The 20905-nt window shown below is 47.2% G+C and carries 20 protein-coding genes and 5 pseudogenes; 8 read left to right on the top strand and 17 right to left on the bottom strand.

All coding sequences use genetic code 11. The annotated features are described in order from the left end of the window. Positions 1 to 85 precede the first annotated feature (85 nt). From QUE23_RS07755 to QUE23_RS10225, 3 genes and pseudogenes are all read left to right on the top strand, one after another. Complete coding sequence (locus tag QUE23_RS07755) at positions 86 to 334, top strand: hypothetical protein (protein WP_286348479.1); 249 nt, start codon at positions 86 to 88, stop codon at positions 332 to 334. Next, entirely contained in the window at positions 270 to 1469 is a 1200-nt protein-coding gene (locus QUE23_RS07760; protein WP_286348480.1) for a DNA translocase FtsK, read from the top strand. The genes QUE23_RS07755 and QUE23_RS07760 overlap by 65 nt, the downstream gene beginning before the upstream one ends. Then, positions 1453 to 2852: pseudogene (locus QUE23_RS10225) on the top strand (NAD(P)H-hydrate dehydratase). Before QUE23_RS07760 ends, QUE23_RS10225 begins: the two are co-directional and overlap by 17 nt. Here QUE23_RS10225 and QUE23_RS07770 read toward each other — a convergent pair. From QUE23_RS07770 to QUE23_RS07855, 17 genes and pseudogenes are all read right to left on the bottom strand, one after another. Then, a complete protein-coding gene (locus QUE23_RS07770; RefSeq protein WP_286348481.1) occupies positions 2835 to 3542 on the bottom strand; it encodes a TlyA family RNA methyltransferase in 708 nt (235 codons plus the stop codon). The pseudogene QUE23_RS10225 and the gene QUE23_RS07770 overlap by 18 nt on opposite strands. Further along, positions 3542 to 4536, bottom strand: a pseudogene (locus QUE23_RS10230) (DNA adenine methylase). Before QUE23_RS10230 ends, QUE23_RS07770 begins: the two are co-directional and overlap by 1 nt. 19 nt (positions 4537 to 4555) lie before the next feature. Next, a complete protein-coding gene (locus tag QUE23_RS07780; RefSeq protein ID WP_286348482.1) occupies positions 4556 to 4780 on the bottom strand; it encodes a hypothetical protein in 225 nt (74 codons plus the stop codon). A gap of 30 nt (positions 4781 to 4810) precedes the next feature. Beyond that, positions 4811 to 5002 (bottom strand): hypothetical protein, encoded by a 192-nt coding sequence (locus QUE23_RS07785; protein WP_286348483.1) that lies wholly within the window; start codon positions 5000 to 5002, stop codon positions 4811 to 4813. After that, the gene (locus tag QUE23_RS07790) at positions 4965 to 5960 is read right to left on the bottom strand and encodes a phosphoethanolamine transferase (RefSeq protein ID WP_286348484.1); all 996 of its coding nucleotides are present in this window, start codon (positions 5958 to 5960) and stop codon (positions 4965 to 4967) included. The genes QUE23_RS07785 and QUE23_RS07790 overlap by 38 nt, the downstream gene beginning before the upstream one ends. A 37-nt stretch (positions 5961 to 5997) precedes the next feature. Further along, positions 5998 to 6441 carry a hypothetical protein gene (locus tag QUE23_RS07795; protein WP_286348485.1) on the bottom strand — a complete coding sequence of 148 codons (444 nt, stop codon included), beginning with the start codon at positions 6439 to 6441 and terminating at the stop codon, positions 5998 to 6000. 131 nt (positions 6442 to 6572) lie between these two features. Next, positions 6573 to 7016 carry a sulfatase-like hydrolase/transferase gene (locus tag QUE23_RS07800; protein ID WP_286348486.1) on the bottom strand — a complete coding sequence of 148 codons (444 nt, stop codon included), beginning with the start codon at positions 7014 to 7016 and terminating at the stop codon, positions 6573 to 6575. A gap of 4 nt (positions 7017 to 7020) precedes the next feature. Beyond that, positions 7021 to 7845, bottom strand: a complete 825-nt coding sequence (locus QUE23_RS07805) for a hypothetical protein (RefSeq protein ID WP_286348487.1) — start codon at positions 7843 to 7845, stop codon at positions 7021 to 7023. Between the two features lie 123 nt (positions 7846 to 7968). Then, a pseudogene (locus QUE23_RS07810) lies at positions 7969 to 9253 on the bottom strand (RNA-guided endonuclease InsQ/TnpB family protein). Beyond that, complete coding sequence (locus tag QUE23_RS07815) at positions 9228 to 9878, bottom strand: IS607 family transposase (RefSeq protein WP_286348488.1); 651 nt, start codon at positions 9876 to 9878, stop codon at positions 9228 to 9230. Before QUE23_RS07815 ends, QUE23_RS07810 begins: the two are co-directional and overlap by 26 nt. Before the next feature lie 106 nt (positions 9879 to 9984). Then, on the bottom strand, positions 9985 to 10992 hold the full coding sequence (gene pyrC / locus QUE23_RS07820) for a dihydroorotase (RefSeq protein ID WP_286348489.1): 1008 nt from the start codon (positions 10990 to 10992) through the stop codon (positions 9985 to 9987). 8 nt (positions 10993 to 11000) lie between these two features. Beyond that, positions 11001 to 11951, bottom strand: a pseudogene (locus tag QUE23_RS10050) (energy transducer TonB). After that, positions 11944 to 12744: a hypothetical protein gene (locus QUE23_RS07835; protein ID WP_286348492.1), complete on the bottom strand. Its 801-nt coding sequence runs from the start codon at positions 12742 to 12744 to the stop codon at positions 11944 to 11946. The pseudogene QUE23_RS10050 and the gene QUE23_RS07835 overlap by 8 nt, the downstream one beginning before the upstream one ends. Positions 12745 to 12746: 2 nt before the next feature. After that, complete coding sequence (gene fliN, locus QUE23_RS07840; RefSeq protein ID WP_286348493.1) at positions 12747 to 13184, bottom strand: flagellar motor switch protein FliN; 438 nt, start codon at positions 13182 to 13184, stop codon at positions 12747 to 12749. 70 nt (positions 13185 to 13254) lie between these two features. Then, positions 13255 to 13881, bottom strand: coding sequence for an endonuclease III (gene nth, locus QUE23_RS07845; RefSeq protein ID WP_286348494.1), 627 nt, complete (start codon positions 13879 to 13881; stop codon positions 13255 to 13257). Further along, entirely contained in the window at positions 13878 to 14105 is a 228-nt protein-coding gene (locus tag QUE23_RS07850; protein ID WP_286348495.1) for a FeoA family protein, read from the bottom strand. The genes nth and QUE23_RS07850 overlap by 4 nt, the downstream gene beginning before the upstream one ends. Then, a complete protein-coding gene (locus tag QUE23_RS07855; RefSeq protein ID WP_286348496.1) occupies positions 14059 to 17043 on the bottom strand; it encodes a YhdP family protein in 2985 nt (994 codons plus the stop codon). Before QUE23_RS07855 ends, QUE23_RS07850 begins: the two co-directional genes overlap by 47 nt. Between QUE23_RS07855 and mltG the strand changes: the two genes are divergently transcribed. From mltG to QUE23_RS07880, 5 genes and pseudogenes are all read left to right on the top strand, one after another. Further along, positions 16970 to 17962 (top strand): endolytic transglycosylase MltG, encoded by a 993-nt coding sequence (mltG, locus tag QUE23_RS07860; RefSeq protein WP_434801985.1) that lies wholly within the window; start codon positions 16970 to 16972, stop codon positions 17960 to 17962. The genes QUE23_RS07855 and mltG overlap by 74 nt on opposite strands. A gap of 68 nt (positions 17963 to 18030) precedes the next feature. Continuing rightward, positions 18031 to 18372: a 4Fe-4S binding protein gene (locus QUE23_RS07865; RefSeq protein ID WP_286348498.1), complete on the top strand. Its 342-nt coding sequence runs from the start codon at positions 18031 to 18033 to the stop codon at positions 18370 to 18372. Next, complete coding sequence (locus QUE23_RS07870; RefSeq protein WP_286348499.1) at positions 18369 to 19493, top strand: 2-oxoglutarate synthase subunit alpha; 1125 nt, start codon at positions 18369 to 18371, stop codon at positions 19491 to 19493. The genes QUE23_RS07865 and QUE23_RS07870 overlap by 4 nt, the downstream gene beginning before the upstream one ends. After that, a pseudogene (locus QUE23_RS07875) lies at positions 19493 to 20311 on the top strand (2-oxoglutarate ferredoxin oxidoreductase subunit beta); the annotation flags it as partial. The gene QUE23_RS07870 and the pseudogene QUE23_RS07875, both read left to right, overlap by 1 nt. A gap of 13 nt (positions 20312 to 20324) precedes the next feature. Further along, on the top strand, positions 20325 to 20891 hold the full coding sequence (locus QUE23_RS07880; RefSeq protein ID WP_286348500.1) for a 2-oxoacid:acceptor oxidoreductase family protein: 567 nt from the start codon (positions 20325 to 20327) through the stop codon (positions 20889 to 20891). Positions 20892 to 20905: the final 14 nt, after the last annotated feature.

The raw sequence follows: 20905 nt of genomic DNA on the forward strand, positions 1-20905 counted from the left end.
CAAAAGCCACCCATGCCCCCTTTGAGCCTAAAAAGTTTCAAGAACAACCCCCGAAGTTTGAGCCCCCAAAAGCTTTAAAATCAAGGTGAGCCACTACCAAGAAGCCCAAGCCAAGCAAGATTACGGCGTGCGTCTTGTGCCTCCTCAAGAGAGCCACACCAGCCAAGAGCCTAAAGACCCCCAAGAGCCAGAGCCCTTACCCCACCTCGTGCCTAAAGACCCCCCCACCCCCACAACCCCCACAAGAGCCCCCAAGCAAAGCCCCCAATTTGCCTTTAGACCTATCCGCCCACAAGGATTTACTAGAGCAACGCCACGCCTTGCAAAAACCTAGATTTAACCTTTTGCCACGCCTAGACCTACTCAATTCCCCTAGCCCAAAAGCCCCACAAGAGCAAGACCACCAAGAACAAATCCACAATCTCTTAAACAAGCTTAAGATGTTTAAAATTGAGGGCAAGGTGGTGCATACTTGTGTGGGGCCGATGGTGACGACCTTTGAGTTTCGCCCCGCAGGGCATGTCAAGGTGAGTAAGGTTTTAAGCCTAGCCGATGATTTGGCGATGGCACTATGCGCCCAATCTATCCGCATACAAGCCCCCATCAAGGGCAAAGATGTCATGGGCATTGAGATCGCCAACGACCACCTAGCCCCCATTAGCCTTAAAGAAATCCTAGAGAGCCCAGACTACTTGCAAGGCACGGGTTTAAGCCTCGCTCTAGGCAAAAGCACCACAGGGCAGCCCTATGTCTTGGATTTAAAAAGCGCCCCCCATTTACTCATAGCAGGCAGCACGGGCAGCGGCAAGAGTGTTTGCATGCACGCCTTGATTTTGTCTTTGCTTTACAAGCACAGCCCCCAAGATTTGCAATTTGTGATGATCGACCCTAAGAGGGTAGAGTTTAGCCTCTATGGCAACTTGCCCCATTTGCAAACCCCCATCATCACCGACTTAAGCGAAGCACAAAATGCCCTAGAGAATTTAGTCGCCCAAATGGAGCAACGCTACAATCTCCTAAGTGCCAAAAGAGCCAAAAACATAGACAGCTACAACCAAAAATCCCCCCAAAAATTGCCCTTTATCGTGGTGTTGATAGACGAATTAGCAGATTTAATGCTCGTGGGGGGTAAGGACATAGAAACCCCGATTATTCGGCTCGCCCAAATGGGGCGGGCGAGCGGCTTGCATTTAGTTATCGCCACCCAACGCCCCAGTGTGGATATTCTCACAGGGCTCATTAAGGCGAACTTGCCTTGCAAGATCAGCTTTAAAGTCGGCTCTAAGGTGGATGCACGGGTGGTTTTAGACACTGAAGGGGCGCAAAATCTCTTAGGCAGGGGGGACATGCTTTTAATCGCCCCGGGTAGTAGCACACCCATTAGGCTACACGGGGCATTTGTGGGTGAGGACGAAATAGAAAGAGTTGTGGATTTCATTGAAAGGCAAGAGTATGCAAAATCTGTATGAAAGCACCCAAGATTTAGACAACCGCGCTTGTGCGCTCTATGGGCTTGAGCCAAGTATCCTTATGGAGAACGCCGCTTCTAGCTTGCACCAAGCGCTAGAAAAAAGGGCAGGGGGCTTAAAAAAGGTGCTTGTCGTGTGTGGGGGGGGCGATAATGGGGGCGATGGCTACGCTTTGGCAAGGCGGCTACAAGGGGGAAAATTTAGCGTCCAAGTTTTGAGCGTCAAAGAGCCTAAAAGCCCCTTGTGCCAAATCCAATACCAAAGAGCCCTAGCCAGCCGTGTAGAAATTTTGCCCCGCCTAGAATTGTGCGAACAGCCCGAAGTTGTCGTGGATTGCTTGTTTGGCTCGGGGCTCAAGGGGGCACTAAGCCCTGAATTGCAAGATTTAATCGCCCAGCTAAACGCCCTAAAAGCCTTGAAAATCGCTTGCGACATCCCCAGCGGCTTAGACGCGCAAGGTTTTGTCGAAAGCGTTGCTTTTAGGGCGGACATGAGCGTGTCTATGGGGGCGTTAAAAAGCGGCTTGTTTAGCGACTTTGCCAAGGACTTTGTGGGCGAAGTGGTGGTGGGGGATTTAGGCGTGGGGCGGGGCTTGTATGAAGAAGAGAGCGGGCTTTTCTTACTAGAAAGAAGCGATTTGGTGTTGCCTTGGCGTTTGAAACAAAACACCCACAAAGGCTACTTTGGGCATGTGGGCGTGGTGGTGGGGGGCAAAGTGGGGCGGGCTTTTTAAGCGCACAAAGTGCCCTAGCCTTTGGGGCAGGTTTAGTGAGCGTTTTAGGCGAATCTAGCTTGCAGCACAGCAAGCCCCACGAGATTATGTATGCGCCCACAATCCCGCCGAATGCAAGTGCCTTTGCTCTAGGCATGGGACTAGAGAGTTTGCCTAAAAATTTAGAAGAAATGCTAGAGCTTGCCCCTTGTGTGCTCGATGCCAGCGTGTTTTACCAAAGGGGCTTGGTGCAGATTTTAGACAAGCCCTACCAAATGGTGCTGACCCCACACCCTAAAGAGTTCTTAAGTCTACTCAGCATGCTCGGCTATGAAACCACCATGCCTGAGCTTTTACGCTTTAAGCTCAAATGGGCGTTAGAGTTTAGCCAAACCTACCCCCACATTGTCCTACTTTTAAAAGGCGCAAACCCGCTCATTGTCTACAGCGGACAAATGTATCTCAACCCTTTGGGCTCTAGTGCTTTGGCTAAGGCAGGCAGTGGAGACATTTTAAGCGGCATGATCGCCGCCTTACTCGCACAAGGTTACAGCTCACTAGATGCCAGCATCCACGCTAGCCTAGCCCACGCTCTAGCTGGTAGCCTAAAGCCCACAAGCTACGCCCTAACCCCCCAAAAACTCATAGAAAACCTAGCCACGCTCGCCTAAGATAAAAATCTCTGTATTGCCTTCCTTGCCCTTTAGGGTAGAAGGACACACACACAGCACCTTAAAGCCCAAGTTTCGCACCAGCAATAAAAACCCTTCTAGGTTTTGCGCTATGGCTTGTTTATCGAGCACCACGCCCCTTTTATTACGCCTAACCCTTAAGCCCACTTCAAATTGCGGTTTAAAAAGCCAAAGTTGCAAGGGGCTTAGGGGGGCAAGTGTGGCAAGCAACAAAGACAAAGAGATGAAGCTGACATCGCACACCAGCAAATCGTAAATTTGGCTCGGTTGAAACGCCCGAATGTCGCAAGATTCGTGCAATTCTATCTTAGGATTTGCCCTAAGCTCTTTGGCTAATTGCCCCTGTCCCACATCCACGCACACCACCCGAGCCGCCCCCTTTTCTAACAAGACTTGGGCGAACCCCCCCGTGCTTGAGCCCACATCTAAAACGACTTTATTGTGGCACTCTAGGGGATGTTGCTCTAAAAAGCCCCACAACTTCGCCCCCGCCCGTCCCACAAAGCGTTTAGGCTGTGGCTTTAAATCTTGCAACTTTTGGGCTAATTCTTGCGTAACTTGCAAGCTAGGCTTCAAGCCCAACCCGATTTGCCCCTGTAAAATCAAGCTTTTGGCATGCTCTCTACTTGCAGCGACTCCCCTGTTGACTAAGAATTGATCCAAACGCATCAGCCCTTCACCAGCACATGCAAATATTCCGTGGTGTGCTCTTTAATGTTGGGGCTGCTTGTGAAACGGGGGTGCTCTTGGCTTAAAAGCGTGTAGTCGCCATAGCGGCGCATCACTTCTTGTATATGGCGTAAATCCAATAAGCCCTCATTGTTGTAACTCAAAAACACAAAGCGGGCATGCGTGTGTTTAATCACATGTTCTAGACTTTGGGGGGCTAAAGATTTCTTACACCATGCAGACTTGTCATACGCCCTAAGCCCCGTCTTGCCCTGTGGAGTGAAGTTGTCATATAGGGCAATGCTGTTTAAGATGTGGTAGTTTGCCCCATATTCGCGTTGGTTATAGGGGGGGTCTAAGTATAAAATGTCGGTTTGTAGTTGACAGATGATGTCCTTAGCGTCTGTGTGGTAGGCATGATGGGGGTTGGGGCTTAAGATGAAGGGGCGGGGGTCAAGATCAAATCTTGCTGTGCGCTCTTTTTGAGCTTCTTTAAGAATGCTCCATAGACACAAGCGGTGTTGGCGACTTTATCCGCCACTTCTAAAAGCGAAGTGAGTAAAAAATAATGTTCGGCTAAACTTGTCGCCCCCTGTGTGTGCCATTTGTCGATTTGGGTACGCATGGCATCGATTTTTAAGGCGTTGTGGTCGCTGAAATACTGCCTGCCTTCTCCGCCCCCCAAAGCGTAGTGTTGGTAGATTTTACCCGCCAAAGGGGGTAAGTGGTTGAGCTCATCTATCAGCATTTGTGCCCGCTTTAAAGGTTTGGTGTTTTCTATGTAGTGTTTGGCGAGCACAAAACTATAGAACTCTTTGTCGTTGCTGATCACTTGTTTGGCGTGGTTTTTAAAGAGTCGGCCCACCACCGCCGTGCCTGAGAATAGATCTGTAAAGACACATTCTTTTAAATCTACGCCCCGTGCCCTTAAACTTTCTTGCACGCCGGCAAGCAAAAACCCTAATAATTTGTGCTTTGAGCCTATGTAGTTCATGCCAAGAGAATAGCATAAACTAGGGGCTTTTAGGGGGGTTTAACACCCTTGCAAAATGCAAACAACATTGCGCCAAAATAAAAGGGGGCAAGGTGTAGCTCACATGCAAAATGGTGTCGATCTTAATGGGCTTAAAAAGCACCACAACCGCCCAAATGAGCGCACTCACACACGCCACGCCCATTAAACCCCCCGCCAGCCTTTCAAGCCCTCTTGCGATTTTTGCTTTATTTTCTTTTGTCATAAGGGGCTATTGTAGCAAAAATTAAATAGGCTAGGGTTTTTTATACTCCAAATGGCCGCAATAAACCCTTTTTCTTTTTATGTCAAACTTGGGGCTAAATAAATCCTTGCTCTCTAAATTGTCCTTGGTGTGTATCCCCACGATAGGTAAAAGTGTGTGGATGAGATCATCGCTCATGAAGGGTTTATGCACGGCTTGTTCTATGAGTTTTACCTGTAACATAGATCATAAAGGGAATCTCTACCCCATATTGAGAACACTTATGCCCGTAGGTGTTGCCACTTTGAAAAATGTCTTGGGCGTGATCCGAGAGATAAAAGATGATGGCGTCCTTGTCTTTAAAAAGCTTAAAAATTTCGCTTAACACATGGTCAGTGTAGTAAAGAGAATTGACATAATCTGCCACAATTTGTTTATCCTTGTCGTTTTTGACTTTGAGATTTTTATAGTCAATGTCTTTAGGGGTGAATTTGGCGTAAGATTTGGGGAAACGCCGGTTATAAATGAAATGACTCCCATAAAGATGTAAAAGGATGAAGTTTTTGCGTTGCCATTGTGGCTGTATGTGTTTTAACATGCGAAACGCCCACATGTCTTGCGTAGCTTGTGGAATGTCTAGGGGGGCGTTGGTCCAATATTTATGGGCAAAAGGATGGGCTAGGTGGGCAAAAACATTATTTCTCGCCAAGTCATCTTGCACATCTATCCAAAATGTTTCATAATCCGCTCGTTTAAACACCGCTCCAATGGTTTTATAGGTGTACCAAGAAGTGTTTTTATCTTCAGAATCTTGATAGCTCAGCAAAGTGGGGAAGACGGCCGCCGTGATGACTTGGGCTGAGATGACATCGGTGAAGGTGAAAAGATTTTGGCTTTTTTGCAGGGCATGGGCTAGAGGGGTGTTTTGCACAGAATAGCCATAAATCCCCATAAAATCCCTAGACGCGCTCTCGCCCACCACTAAAACCACATTGGAGACGCTGTCTTTATCCACACTTAAATAATCTTTGGCCAAGGGTTGGTTGAAATTTTTATACATTGTTGCACTTGTCGTGTAGTCTTTGATGGTGGTGAGGGTTGCAAGGATTTCTCTCACCACGGGGATGCTGTGTGTGGTGATGTTAGGATTGATCACAACCCCGTGCATGCCTTGCAAATAATAACCAACGCCCGTATGCACTCCAAAAATCCCAAAAACCCCCGCCAAAACCCAGTGGCTAGATTTGCGGCTTAAGGTTACCCCCCCCCGTTATCCACAAGAAACTACAGCAACACAGAACATAAAGGCACACAAAACCCAAATGGGGCAACAACATCGCATGTATGAACCCGTGGATTTCTCTAAAATTAGTAGCTAGTAAAGTCCCCACCAAAGCAGGGGTAAAACCCATATGCAGATAATAGGCACAAAAAAGGTCAATGCTTGTCAGCACAAGACTCAAAACACATAGAGCCGTTTTGAGAGTATCCGCAATTCTAAGCAAAGGGATAAAACTTAAGAGCCAATAACACAGATAAAAGAAGGCAAAGCCATAAAAACCCACCAACAGCATTTGCCCCACAAACTCCCCCCTTTCTTGTACCGCGACAGAAAAAACACTCGCCACCACTGGTACAAACCACATGAGCCAAAATTTATTGTCTAAAACAACTTTACCCATTAAACTCCCTTGCAAAAATCTTTATTCTAAACTAGGGGAGCTTAAGACAGAGTCTTGCCTGTTTGGGGATTAGGTGCTTGTTGTTTGTCCAAGCCAAAAAGATTAAGGCGAGGCAAGAGTTAAGCTGTGATCTAGTGCAATGTAAGATAAGTCTGCCCCCCGCAATACCCCCTTTTTCTATGCGTGCCAAACTTGGGGCTAAATAAATCCTTGTTCTCTAATTTGTAACCCGCATGACTTCCAAAGAGATGAAAAAGTAAGAAATTTTTAGCCCCCAGCTGGCTTTTTGCCCGTTCGTTAAATGCCTTGATGAGCCACTCATCTAGGCTGGCGTTGGGCACATCTGTCGGGCCATTGCTCCAATAACGCTTATCAAAGGGGTAGGACCAAAGGGAAAACGAAGGGTTGTTTTCTAAATCGTCTTGTGCGTCTAGCCAAAAGGTTTGATAACCCGCTGCCTTAAAGACACTGCCTAAATTCTTTTGTTGGTGCCAGGGGATGTTGGCATTTTCTCTATCGCTGTAATTTAAGAGGACTTGAAAAACGGCGTAAGTGTTGGCAAAGGGAGAAATCACATTGTCAAAGATGAAGAGGTTTGCCTTCTCTCTCTCTCTCTCTCTCTCTTAGCAACCCATGCAACGCCGGATTATTAGGCACGCCATAGCCATAAAGTTGCATAAAATCCCTAGATGCGCTCTCCCCCACAATTAAAACCACATTAGGCACACTGTCGGTATCCACGCTGAGATAGTCTTTGGGGATGCGCTGCTTTAAGCTTGTGTAAATCGCTTTTCTTTGCTTGTAGACCTTTAGAGTAGTGGCGATGGCGTACACTTCCTTCACCACGGGCATCACCCTTGTGGGGATGTTGGGGTTGATTAAAAAGCTGTGGCGCGCTTGCAAATAAAACGCCCCGACATTGTGCACCCAAAAGAGCCCAAAAAGCACTCCAAAAGTCTTAAGGCTGTAAGAGCGATTTAAAGCCACTTGCAAGCGCACAAAATATAAAAACACCGCACAAGCCCCCCAATACAGCCCCACAAAGCCTAAATGGGGGCGCACCATGCTTTCAAAAAACTCTGCACTTTCTTTGGGATTCGTGCTTAAAATGGTGGCGACTAAAGAGGGCGTGAAAGCCATTTGGCAGTAGTAAGAGGCGAATAAATCTATGAAGGCAAGAATGAGGCTAAACCCTAGCATAAAATTTTGTGCCCCACGCACCAAACGGGGGTATTTAAGAAAACTCAGGAGAAAATAATAGGCGTAAAAGATCAAAAAGCTGTAAAAGGCAACTTTGAGCGCATGCCATAAACTTTCTTGCACGCTATGCACTTCGGGGGCAAAGAATGCCCCCACAATAGGGGCTAAGACCATCAGCCAAAATTTATTGTCTAAAACAAGCATAACACTTCCTTGCAAAAGCCCACAATTCTAGACAAACAAAACTAAAGCAAAGGTTAGTCGCCATAAAGATGCCATGAGTTTGGTCCGATCCGTTCCTACAAACCTATAAAACCGCATAAAATTCTATAAAATTCTATCAATAGAAAAAATTTTTAGCGGTTTTTGCTGTATTCCTGTTTCCACCATGCTGGTTATTAGCTGACTTTTTGACAAATCAACCAATAGAGCCGTCATGTCCGCAGGCGTAAATTCAGTGGGAACTCCACTTACTAAATGCTTTACAAGATTGACGCTTGCGTTAAAATCTCTATCCACCGCCACACCGCACACATCGCACCGATACACCCTATCACTAAGCGTTAAGTCTTTTTTGACACTGCCACAGCTAGAGCAAGTTTTAGAGCTCGGGTAAAAGGCATCGGCTCTTAAAATTTTCCGCCCATAATACTTTGCCTTATACTCTAAGAGCGTGTTAAAGGCAGATATACTGACATCGCTAAGGGCTTTGGCTAGTTTAGAGTTTTTGAGCATGTTAGACACTTTCAAACTCTCCATACAAAGGGTTTTAGCGTGCCTGACTAGGGCGGTGCTGAGTTTGTGTAAAAAGTTATTACGGGTGTTGGCTATACGGGTATGCAATCGATTCAGCCGCAAGCTGGCTTTAAGATAATTGCGCGACTTTCTTAACTCCGTCATTCTTGGTTTTCGAATGCCGTTTTTTGCTAAGTTGTCTGCTAAGTCTTTTGAGCCGTCTTGTCAGCCTATTTAAGGGCTTGGGTGCTTGTATCTGTAAGCCATTAGATAGACTAGCAAAAGCCTTTATCCCTGTATCTATGCCTAGAGTGTGGTTGTTTGCTATGGGTTTATGTGTGCGGTTAAACTCCTCTTGTGTAATGTCTGTTTGGATTGAAACATAGAATTTGTCGCCTTTTTGGCTAATGGTCGCTCCATTGATTTTGCCTTGTAATCTTAGCCTTTCGGTCATTTTGATTTTAGGCAAATTGGGGATTTTGAGATAGTCTTTTGTGCCACCTTGAATAATTTTTATTTGGTCGCCCCCAATATAAAAGCTCCCTTGATATTCTCTTTTGCGTTTAAATCTAGGATAGCTCACCTTCCCTAACTTTAAATCTCTAAAGAACTTTTGAAACGCTAGGTTTAAATGCGTAAAAGGCTGTGCGGTGGCATATTTTGTAACCTCATAGACAAAGGGATAATTCGTTTTTTTAAGAGCGTTAAACTCTTTCTTTAGGGCAAGGTGGTTAGATTTAATGCCCTTTTCGTAGTTTTCCTTCCACTTGGCTAGTCCCCAATTATAGGCTAATCGAGCACACCCAAAGGCTTTTTTAAAATGGGTCTTTGCCTTGTTGTTAGGGTTTAATTCAATCTTGTGGGTCAGTTGTAACATTGTCCTCTACCACCGCCTGCATTTGTTCTAAAAGCTGTTTGTTTTTCTTGGAACGAGCTCCATAAAGTCTAGCTGAGAATACTGTGATAATTTCCAACACATCTTTAGCTAACTCCTCCTCGAAGCGGATATTCTCATCGCCTTGATTAATGATAATCACCTCCACACCTTTAGCCTCACAAATGGCAAACACCAGCTCCGCACCAAAACGCAATAAGCGGTCTTTATGGGTCAAAACAAGCCTTTTGACTTGGCTCTCTAGGATAAGGTTAAGAAGTTTGGTTAAGCCCTTTTTGTAATAATTCATCCCAGAGCCTAAGTCCTGTATCACTTCGTAATTAAAGCCCAGTTTCGAACAATACAGCTCCAAAACCTGCACTTGGCGGATTAAATCCTCTTTTTGGTCGGCACTAGAAACACGGGCATAGGCAATAGTCTTGCGGTTATCGTTATGAAAAACAATGTTTTTGTTGATATTTTTAAGGCTCTCTAGCTTGTATCTCCGCTCCCCACCTTTTGTGTAGTTATCGGGTTTAAGTAAGCCTTTTTTCTCCCAATTTCTTAGGGTTTGGATACTGACACCTAAAACCTTGCTTGCTTGACCTATGGATAGTAAATTACTCATGCCAACATGGTAGCACCTAGAAACTTAAAAACATATAAAAAATTTACAGAGAATTATAGGATTTTATAGGGTTTATCTTGCTGTTTCTAACCCATAAGGGTAGGCTTCAAATAGTCTTTACGCGCCACTCTAGGGGCATGAAATGGGGGATGATGAGTTGTCCGTCTAAAATAGAGTTTGGCAAGTTAGGCGGTTTTCTCTCTAGGGTGATGCTCTTTTGAGGCAAATCTTTGAGTCCATAAATGCGCATGGCGTTGGTGCTGACAAAATCCTGTAAGTGTTCTAGGGCGTTGTGTTTGTCAAAGAGGGTGCATAGCCCACTAAGCAGCAAGGGCGCGCTAAACACCCCCGCCGCACAGCCGCAGGCGTGCTTGGTGTCAACTAAATGCGGCGCGCTGTCCGAGCCAAAGCACACTTTGGGATGGGCTTTTAGGGCAAGCTCTAGCAGGGCTTGTTGGTCTTTAGGGGTTTTTAAAAGGGGTTTACAAAAGAGATGGGGGGAGAGTGCACCCCCAGCCAAAGCGTCTAGGTTTAGGGCTAAATGGTGCAAGGTCAAAGTGGCGTGGAGATTGGGGTATTGCTCTAATAGGGCAATGGAGCGTCTATCGCTCATGTGTTCTAAGATAATGGGGAGTTTTTTAAAGCTTTGGGCTAGGGTGTGGATGGTGGGGGCAAACTCAAATTCTCTGTCTAGCACAAAGCCCGCACTTTCGGCATGGAGGCAGAGGATAAAGCCCAAATCCTCAGCACTCTGCAAAATCTCTAATATTTTGGGGCTTAGGATGTCGCTCACCCCTTGAGCGGAGTTGGTGGTGGCGTTCTTGGGGTAGAGTTTGAGTAAAAATAGCCCCTGGTCTTTGGCTTCTTGTAGGCTAGCCTTGTCTAGCCGGTCGTTGAAATACAGCGCCACTAAAGGCTTGAAGTGGGGGGCTAGGGTGTGGATTTGGACTTGATACTCTAGGGCTAGGGCGGGGGTGCTTAAAGGTGTGCTTAAATTGGGCATGACCACTGCGGCACTAAAGGAGGTGGCGCTAAAGGGCAGGATAGCTTTTAATAAGTCGCCTTCTCTTAAGTGAAGGTGCATGTCTAGGGGGTTGTGTAAAGTGATTTGCATAGGCATTCCTAGCGGTAGATGAAGTAGCGCACACGGATGCGGATTAAAGTCGTGGTCGTGGGGCGGGGGTAGTCTTTGTAAGCGATGGTGATGGTCTTTAGGGTGTTGTTGTCTAAGAGCTTGTAGCCGGACGCTTCAATGATTTTTAAGCCCGTGATGTCGCCATTGGGGTGCAGGTAAAACTCCACAGCGTCCACGCCATCTTGGCCTAAGTAACCCGCGGCACTGGGGTATTCTAGGTATTTTTGCGTGATGCGCCCGATTTCGCTGAGATTGCTTCTAATGAAGTCTTTTTCCGCCGTGCCTAAGTCCCCAAACTCTTCGCCATAGAGTTCGTCAATGTCCTTGCGGGTTTGGCTGTCCATGCCCTTGTCGTTCTCATAACTCTTGTCGCTTCTAGGGCGGGGTGGGGGCGTGGCATCTTCTTCTGAGGGCAAGAAAGACAAATTATTAGGATTAAAATTGTTGTCCTGCTCTTTCTTGATTGGTTTTTTCTCTTCACGCTCTTCTTGGAATAGGGCTTTGTGCTTGCTCTCGTGGCGTGCCACTTCTGTGCGTTTGCGTCTGTGGGCGTGGCGCTCTTGAGGGCGGTGTGTGGTGCGCTTAGTACTGCGATTGGGGTTTGGGTTTTACCCTTGGCGTGGGGGAGTGGGGGGGCTTGGGGGCTGGGGTGGGGTTTGGGCGACAACGGGCTGGGGCGTGGTTTTGGGAGCGGCTCTAGTGGGTCTTAGTGCGCCCTGTGTGTGCTTGGTGGGATCCAGCGATCGCCCCCGTTTTAACACCAATAAATTGCTCGGGTTGATTTTGACCAACTTGGGTCTGTGGAAAAACTTATGGCTGTACTCCACAAGCCACCACACCAACAAGTGCAACAAGCACGACAAGATTAAAGAGATGTAGAAGTTGCGATCCGAGCGTCTGTCTTCTAGCTCTTTGTCGAGTATGCGCGCCCTAGACATACGAACTCTTGAGTTTTGATTGTCGTAGGTGTTTTTTAGTTTCTTCAACGAGGGCTTCTTTTTGGCGCAAGGATGGGTCTTTTTTAGGGAAATCTAGAGTGATTTTGTCTAAAATAAGGCTTTGGTGCGAGTTTAGCAAAATTAAGTACAGCTGGTTACGCACTTCAATGGTGATGAGTTTATGCGTGGAGTCTAGAGGCTTGATGTAAGTTACGCTGGGCTCTAACCCCACTTTGGGGAACAAAAACTTCTGCGTGCCCTTGCGTTTGAGCAACCACAAAACCAACAACAAGCCCACAAGTACCACGCCCACTTTCCATAGGTATTCCCACTCAAAGTCGGGGAGTTTGTTGACAATGGGTAGGGGCTTGGCAGGGGCTTGGACTTGGGGCTGGGGCTGTGTGGCAAGGGGGGTTGGGTTTAAGTCGGCAAATAAGGGCACAAACTCTAGGCGCAAAAAGCGTCTGTCTTGCGAGAGTTTGGCGTTCACCTTAAAAAGGGCATTGCTCTTTGGGATGATGTAAAGGGTGTTGTTTTGGTTATGCACTTCTAATTGACTCAAAATGGCAGCACTGAAGTGTTCTGAGCGCGGGGGAAAGGAGGCGACGTTCTCTAGGGTGATGGTCTGCGTGGGAGAGATTTTAGGCACTTGGTTTAGGGCTTCTTTAAAGAGCAGTTCTAAGAGCACGCCCTGGTGATCGGAGGTGGGCGCAACTTGGATGTGGGTGAGTTGGTTAGGCAAGGCCCCCCACAACACGCCCACGATGAAAAAGATACACGCAATGGCTCTCAAGCTTACATATCCTTTGCAATGTAGTAGACAATGGCATTCGAGTCTAGCACTTCGTTTAAGCGGATGGCTAGGTTCTTTTCATACACCATGACTTCGCCCTTGCCAATCACCCGCCCATTGACAAAGGTATCCACGCTCTCGCCCGCAGGCTTTTGTAAATCAATCACCGATCCCCTTTCAAAGCGCAAGACTTCCCTAAGTGGGATTTGTGTAGAGCCTAGCTCTGCCATGAAGGTAACCTCCATGTCTAACAAGCCCTTATAGTCGTTAATCAACTCTTCTAAGTAGGTTGTGAGCTCCAACTCCCTAGGATTTAGAGTGGGTTGCTTTTTGAGCTTAGGATTGACAGAAGGCAAGTTGGCTAGAGTGGGGTTGGATTGGATATTGACTCCATTGCCCCCTTCTTTGTTCGTGTTCGTGTTGTTACCTTGGTTATCCATTACAAATCTCGCTTTCTCACGCTCAACTTAAAACCCACAAAAGAAAATATGACATTATACTAGATTTACATTAGCGCGGTTTAAAATTCGCCCGGCTCACGCAAAATTCTTGCAAAAAACAGCTGTGGCATTTGGGCTTAAGAGCGGTGCAAATACGCCGTCCAAAGAGAATCAAGGCGTGGTGTAGTTGGCCTAAGTCGCTCACAAAAAGCGCACTTAAATCTGCCTCTGTCTGCTCTGCGCTCTTGGCTGTGCTTAAGCCCAAGCGATGCGCCACTCTAAAAACATGCGTGTCTACAGCTAAGAGATTAGCCCCAAAGGCAACTGAGAGCACCACATTTGCGCTCTTTTGCCCGATGCCTGCTAGGCTTTTGAGCTCTTTTTGGGTTTGGGGGATTTGCCCTTGAAAATGCTCTAGCACTTGATGAGCCATTTTGATTAAATGCTTGGCTTTGGCATTGGGGTAAGAAATGCTTTTAATGCACTCTTGCACTTCGTGCAGGTGGGCTTTGGCTAGACTTGCAATATTTGGATACTTGGCGAAAAAAGCGGGGGTGGTGGCATTCACCCGCTTGTCCGTGCACTGCGCCGACAACAGCACCGCCACGATGAGTTCATAGGGGTTTTGATAATCTAGCTCAGTGGTGGGGCTAACAAAATGCGCTAAGAGCCTTGCTTTAATGACGCTTGCACTCATAGGGGGCGCACTAAAATGTGCTTGGCTTCGCTAGAGCGCAGGGCGATTTGGGCACGCTCAATGGCGATGCTAAAGGTGGCTTTTCTTAAAGAGTGTTGCAACAGCTCAAACTCCACCCCTGCACTGATGCCAAAGGACATGAGACGCTCTTTTAGCTGTAGATCGGAGGTGGTGATGTCAAGGATGGTGTAGCGTTTGTTTTTTTGGCACTCGAGTAGGCTCATCTTTCATTCCTTTTCTAATTTCTTCAATGATGATGTCAATGGGCGTGAAAATCCGCCTTAAAATCCTAAAGGGAGCTTGGAAAATGTCCTTTGCCAAAGTCACATTGGCTTTAGGGTTGTCTAAGCTCCCGCTCAAATTCACATGCGTGGAGATTTTACCATCTCCGCCTAAAATCAAATAGCTTAGAATGGGGATTTTATTGATCACATTGGCAAAGCCCTTAATAGTGGCGATGTTTAAGGACATGTCGATCTTGCGCTTAGCAAGCTCCACAATCCCACTTCCATCCACATCTAAAGTCGTGCCCGTGAGCTGGATATGCTCTAGTCCTAAGTAGTCGGTGTTGATTCCAAAGACCACCTTGCCCCTAGAAATCTCATAGCCATTTGCCCCTAGGCGGGGGTTTCTAAACACGATGAGCGAGGGGATGGTGTTGATGAGATTGATTACATTTTGCAAGAGTTTAAAGTTTTTAATCGTGGTGTTTTGTAGCCGCAGCTCTCCGCTAAAGACATTGTTTTTATACCCGCCGATCAAGCTATACAGCCCGCCCTGTATGAGATTTTGCGTGGTAACGGATTGCAGCACCATGTTTAAATAATCCCCACTGAAGTTGTTCGCCTTGAGTGTGAGTTGCCCATGCTCCATGTCAAAAGCAAGCGAAGCATGGTGGTAGCTCGCATCTGCTCTAAAACGTCCATCGCGCATGGTGGCTAAAATATTGTCTAACGCAAAGGGAAAGCCTTTAAAGGTGATGACGGCGTTTTTGGCTTGGATGATGAGGCGGTTTGGAGGGATTTTGTGCTCTTTCTCGTAGCGTTGTTTCGCTTGGATGAAAATTGTTTCGTCTTTCAGTTGTTCTTTTGTGGGGCGTTTGCCACTGGGGGCTAACAGCTCTTTAATGGCGGGCATTTTTGCCTTTAAAAATTCATCCACATTAAAGTTGATGTCGTTGATAAAGATGATTTTCTCCTTACCCCGAATACGTCCCATGATCGCCTTATCAGGGGTGAAAAACTCCAACCCTAGGTCCCCAAAAGTCCCTAAGAGTGTAAACGCGTTAAAACGCCGTCCATCATTGCGGTACAAGGGCAATTCAATGTCTAAATTTGTCCCAAAGAACTCAAAGCTCTTTAAGCCCTTCGTGGTGATTTTGAGCGCACCCCCCTTAATGGCAAAGTAGTGCGCTAAAGGCGAAATGGGGACAAGTTTAGCGATGTTCTTTAAATGCAGGCTATAGCCCCGAGAAATTGCTCCTTCTATCTCCAATTCCTTGATTTTAAAAGTGGTTTGTGCATCTTTAGAAAAGTCTACATCAAAGCTTAAGCTCGGTAAATTATCCTGGGTGGCATAGATGATGTCTTGGCTAAAGACTGCGGCGTTTTGGGCTTGGATGATTTGGCGTAGTTTGTCTTTAAAGGCCCGGGTATCCACGCCCTTAGCGATCAAATTCGGCAGAGTGCTTAGGCGCAGGGTAGAGGCGGCTTTGGGTAAGCTGGTGCGCCTTGTGTCAAAGGGGCTGTTGTTGATGGCGGGGTTGGTGTTGACTTGGATTTTATGGATGGCGACTTGGCTGATTAAGTTCTTGTGGGTGAAGTCTAAAGTTACGCGGTTGTCGGTGTCGGCCATGTTTTTATAGCGGGTGTGGGTGGTGTTGATGTAGATAATTTTGCTTGTGGGGCTGATGTCTAAAAACACCTGCGCGCTTTGGTTGCTAAAGGGAATGTTATAAAGCGCAAAGCCCCCCGCCGCGATGTCTACGCTGCCTTGCACGAACAAGAGGGACTTGGCATGGGGGACAAATTGCACGGTGAGCAAAATGTCCGCCCCGATGGTGGGCTTGAATTGGCTTAAGGGCAAATTGATACCATAAGCTTTTAAGATCTCTCTTATGGGAGCAAAAGCGGGGCTTGGGGCGTTTTTAATGCTCGCCACTAGTCTAGATGAGGGTCCAAAATGGCTCATGACCACCTGCGAGCCTTCTAGGCGCATGTGTTGGTAGTTGATGTACTTAGGCGTGATGGTTAATTGTCCATTGGCAAACTCTAACCCCACTTCTTTAGCCAAAATGGGGGGGAGTTTGGGGTTGTAGATCACACGGGCATTTTGCACCATAGCCTGCACGCTCAAGTTATCTTGCAGGGTCTTTAGGATGTGCTTGTCTTTGAAGTTTAAGGAAAGTTTGGCTTCCTTGATAGCAAAGCCAGAAAAGGCAATGTTTGTAAAGAGCCATTTTTGCAAAGCTTGGTTTTTGTCGGGTTTAAAGTAGGGCTTTAAAAAGTCTATGTGCTTGATGTTGTTGGAGTTGAGCCTTAGAGCCACGGATTTAAAGTCGGTTAAGCCTTGCACGAAAATTTTTAACTTAGATGGTCTAATATTTGGGGTGTGGATGGGGGAAACTTGCAGGCTAAAGTTTAATTGTTGTGTGCGTTTAGCATAGGTTGCCTGCCCTACAAGATGTATATGATAGGGGGCAGAGTCCAAATAATTAATGTTTAGGCGCAATTCTCGGCGCTCTTTCTCTTGTAGGTCAAACTGCCCGTTCACAAGATTAGGAAAGGCAAATTCGTAGCGGTATCCGTCAAAAAATACATGGGCTTTGATGTTGGGCTTGATGTCAATTTCTTGGATATTGATTTTTTCAAAGTAGTCCATAGCCCACATGCCGTATTGGATGTAGCGCACAATGGCGGCGATGGTGGGGGGTCTTCTATTGGGTTTATGCTTGACTAATGCGATGATGTCTAACTGCCCCACCCTTAGCAAGAATTTATTATTCAGTTTTAGATAAAATCGCTCAATTTTCAGTCCGCCAAAGCGCATGGAGGAGATGTAAATTCCGTTTTTCAACACAATAAACAGAATGGCAAAAAGAACGCACACGAGCCCGATAGAGAAAAAAGGCCGTAATATTCTCTTGGAGATGGCTTTTATCATTGCGCTTTCATTGCTGTTTTACCTAAGTATACCCATAAAATCTTACGCGATTGTTTACATACCTAGGGGTGCGCTTAAAACCGCTTTAAACCACTTAAGCACGCCCGAAACCCCCACCCCCAAAACAAATGCCCTGGATTTGTGGATTTTACGCCTGATGGCCGCCTTGCACCTGTGGCACACCCCCAAAAGAGGCTATATCGCCATCCCTATTAGCCGCACCACCACAAAGGGGGACTTCTTGCACGCCTTAAGCTTGTCTAAGGCAGTTTATCAAAACGCGACCTTGATCCCGGGTGAAACTTTATATTTTTTTATACGGCACTTGGCTAAGGTGTTTCATTTGAAGGTGGAGGATTTAGAGCAAGCCTACAACGCCAAAGCCCTTTGGGCTGATGGGGCGATTGCCCCCAACACTTATAAATTCACTTTAGGCATTTCGGCGCAAAATCTCATGGATCATCTTTTAAAACACAGCCAAAAGCACTACCAAAAATTAAGCGAGCAACTGCTAGGCAGTTACGACCCCAAAAAGTGGCAACAAACCCTAATCATTGCCTCCATTATCCAAAAAGAGGCGGCAAATGCCGCAGAAATGCCCCTTATTGCGGGGGTGATTTACAACCGCTTGAAAAAACACATGCCCTTACAAATGGACGGAGCGCTCAATTATGGCAAATACTCCCACGCCAAAGTCACGCATGAAAGAATTGCCACAGACAACAGTCCCTACAACACCTACAAACATAAAGGGCTGCCTAAAGAGCCGGTGGGCAGTGCGGGGCTAGAGGCGATTAAAGCCGCCCTGTTTCCTGCTAAAACGCCGTTTTTATACTTTGTCAAGACCAAAGAGGGGGCGCATAAATTCAGTGCAAACTACAAAGAACATGTCCGTGCGATCCACAAGTTCTCGCCTTAGCTTAGTTTGGCTTTAGATATTTAATGCTAGTATTCTGGGCGTTTTTATTTGAGGCTCAAGGAGATTAAATGGCTAAGATGCAAGCCCCAGAGGGCGTGCCTGTTTGGGTCAATGAAGCCCGTTGTAAGGGGTGCGATTTATGTGTGTCGGTGTGTCCGGCTGGGGTTTTAGGGATGGGTTTTAAGCCCACGCATATCCTTGGCAAGGTTGCCAAAGTGGCTTACCCTGAGAGTTGTATCGGGTGCTATAAGTGTGAGCTGGGTTGCCCCGATTTTGCCATTTATGTCGCAGAAAAAAAGGAATTTAAATTTGCAAAAGTGTCTAAAGAAGCTGAAGAGAGGGGGGCTAGAGTGCGGGCAAACAATTACATGCTCTTAGAAGACAGCATCAAGGAGGGGAGGGGCAAATGAGAGAGGTGATTTCAGATGGCAATGAATTGGTCGCTAAGGCGGCGATTGAGGCAGGGTGTCGCTTCTTTGGGGGTTATCCCATCACGCCAAGTTCGGACATCATGCATGCGATGAGCGGGCTGCTGCCGGCAAATGGGGGGCATTTTATCCAAATGGAGGATGAAATCGGGGGCATTTGTGTGGCACTAGGGGCAAGCATGAGCGGCGTGAAAGCAATGACAGCTAGCTCAGGGCCGGGGATTTCGCTCAAGGTGGAGCAAATGGGCTATGCTTTCATGACAGAAACCCCTCTTGTGATTGTGGACGTGATGCGTTCAGGCCCTTCTACGGGGATGCCCACAAGGGTGGCACAAGGCGATGTCAATTTTTTAAAGCACCCCACGCATGGGGATTTTAAATCTGTCGCTCTGGCCCCGGGGAGTTTAGAGGAAGCCTACACGGAGACGATTCGGGCGTTCAACTTAGCAGAGAAGTTGATGACCCCCGTTTTCTTGCTGCTGGATGAAACCGTGGGGCACATGTATGGCAAGGTGTCCCTACCCGATTTGCAAGATTTAAAAATCATCAATCGGCGGGTGTTTGGGGGCGATCCCAAAGACTACCAACCCTATGGCGTGGCAAGCGATGAACCCGCCATTTTAAACCCCTTCTTTAAGGGCTACCGCTACCACATCACAGGCTTGCACCACGGGCCTATCGGCTTTCCTAGTGAAGATCCCAAAGTGGCGGGAGTGCTGATGGATCGGCTCTTTAATAAAATCGATTCACGGCTTGATGAGGTGTGCTTGAATGAAGAGATAGACATTGAGGGGGCAGATTTATTGGTGGTTGCTTATGGCTCAAGTTCCCTAGCGATCAAAGAAGCCCTAAGAGAGCTAAAGGCCCAAAATTATCCTAAAAAAGTGGGCTTCTTTAGGCCTTTAACCCTGTGGCCCAGCCCCAAAAAACGCCTCGAGGAGCTGGGTAAGCAGTTTAAAAATATCCTTATGGTGGAGCTCAACAAGGGGCAGTATCTGCAAGAAGTGGAGCACATTTTAGGGCGCAAAGTTCCCGCCTTGCTGCAGGCCAATGGCCGCCCCTTCTCGCCCAAACAAATCATGGCTAAAATCAAGGAGTTTTGATGGCGTTTGATTACGACACTTATTTACGCGTGGATAAAACCCCCACTTTGTGGTGCTGGGGCTGTGGGGATGGCGTGATTTTAAAATCCATTATCCGCGCCATTGACACCCTAGGCTGGGACATGGACGATGTGTGCTTTGTGAGTGGGATCGGCTGCAGTGGGCGCATGAGTTCGTATGTCAATTGCAACACCGTGCACACGACCCATGGGCGGGCTTTAGCTTACGCCACGGGCATTAAAATGGCTAACCCAAATAAGCATGTCATTGTGGTGTCCGGTGATGGAGATAGCTTTGCCATCGGGGGCAACCACACCATCCATGCGTGCAGGCGCAACATTGATTTAAACTTGGTGTTGGTGGATAACTTTATCTACGGCCTCACAAATTCGCAAACCTCCCCCACCACCCCCAATGGCATGTGGACCGTCACCGCCCAAACCGGCAACATTGACAACAGCTTTGACCCCTGCGAAATTGCGATGGCAGCGGGGGCAAGTTTTGTGGGGCGTGAGAGCGTGCTAGAGCCTAAAAAATTAGAGCGCACCCTTGCCGATGCCTTTAGCCACAAGGGCTTTAGCTTTGTGGATGTGCACAGCAACTGCCACATCAACTTGGGACGCAAGAACAAAATGGGCGAAGCAGCGCAAACTTTAAAATGGATCGAGTCGCGCCTAGTGAGCCGCCGCAAGTATGAAGAGATGACCCCTGAAGAGCGGGTGGGCAAATTCCCCACGGGCGTGTTGAAACAAGACACTTCTAAAGTGGAGTATTGCCAAGCGTATCAGGGCGTGATTGATAAAGCCCAAGCAAAAAAGCCTAAGGACATTGATGCAGACACAATTACGATTTACAGGTGTGGGCGGTCAGGGTGTGCTTTTGGCGGGCGAAATCTTGGCCGAGGCACAGATCGCCGCCGGGGGCTTTGGCACGAAAACCTCTTCTTACACAAGCCAAGTGAGGGGCGGGCCCACAAAAGTGGATATTATCTTAAGCCCTCATGAAATCATCTACCCCTACGCCAAAGAAGGTGAGATTGATTTTATGCTCTCTGTGGCACAAAGCAGCTACCAACTCTTTAAAAACGATGTCAAAGAGGGGGGGGTCGTGGTGGTGGACCCTAATTTAGTCCAACCCACACCCGAGGACGAGGCGAAGTTTCAGCTTTATAAACTCCCTATCATCACCATTGCTAAAGAGGAAGTCGGCAATATCGTTACGCAATCGGTGGTGGCTTTGGCGGTTACAGTGGTGTTGACGGGCTGTGTGGATAAAGAGCAGGTGCTAAAAACCATGGTTTCTAAAGTCCCTGCTAAGGTGGTAGAATTGAATAAAAAAGCCTTTGAAGTCGGCGAAGCCCACGCCCTAAAAGCACTGGCGGCAAGAAAAATCTCTTAGTGTTAGACCCCGCA

Origin of the sequence: Helicobacter felistomachi (genome assembly GCF_030296895.1) — a bacterium.
GTDB lineage: Bacteria > Campylobacterota > Campylobacteria > Campylobacterales > Helicobacteraceae > Helicobacter > Helicobacter felistomachi.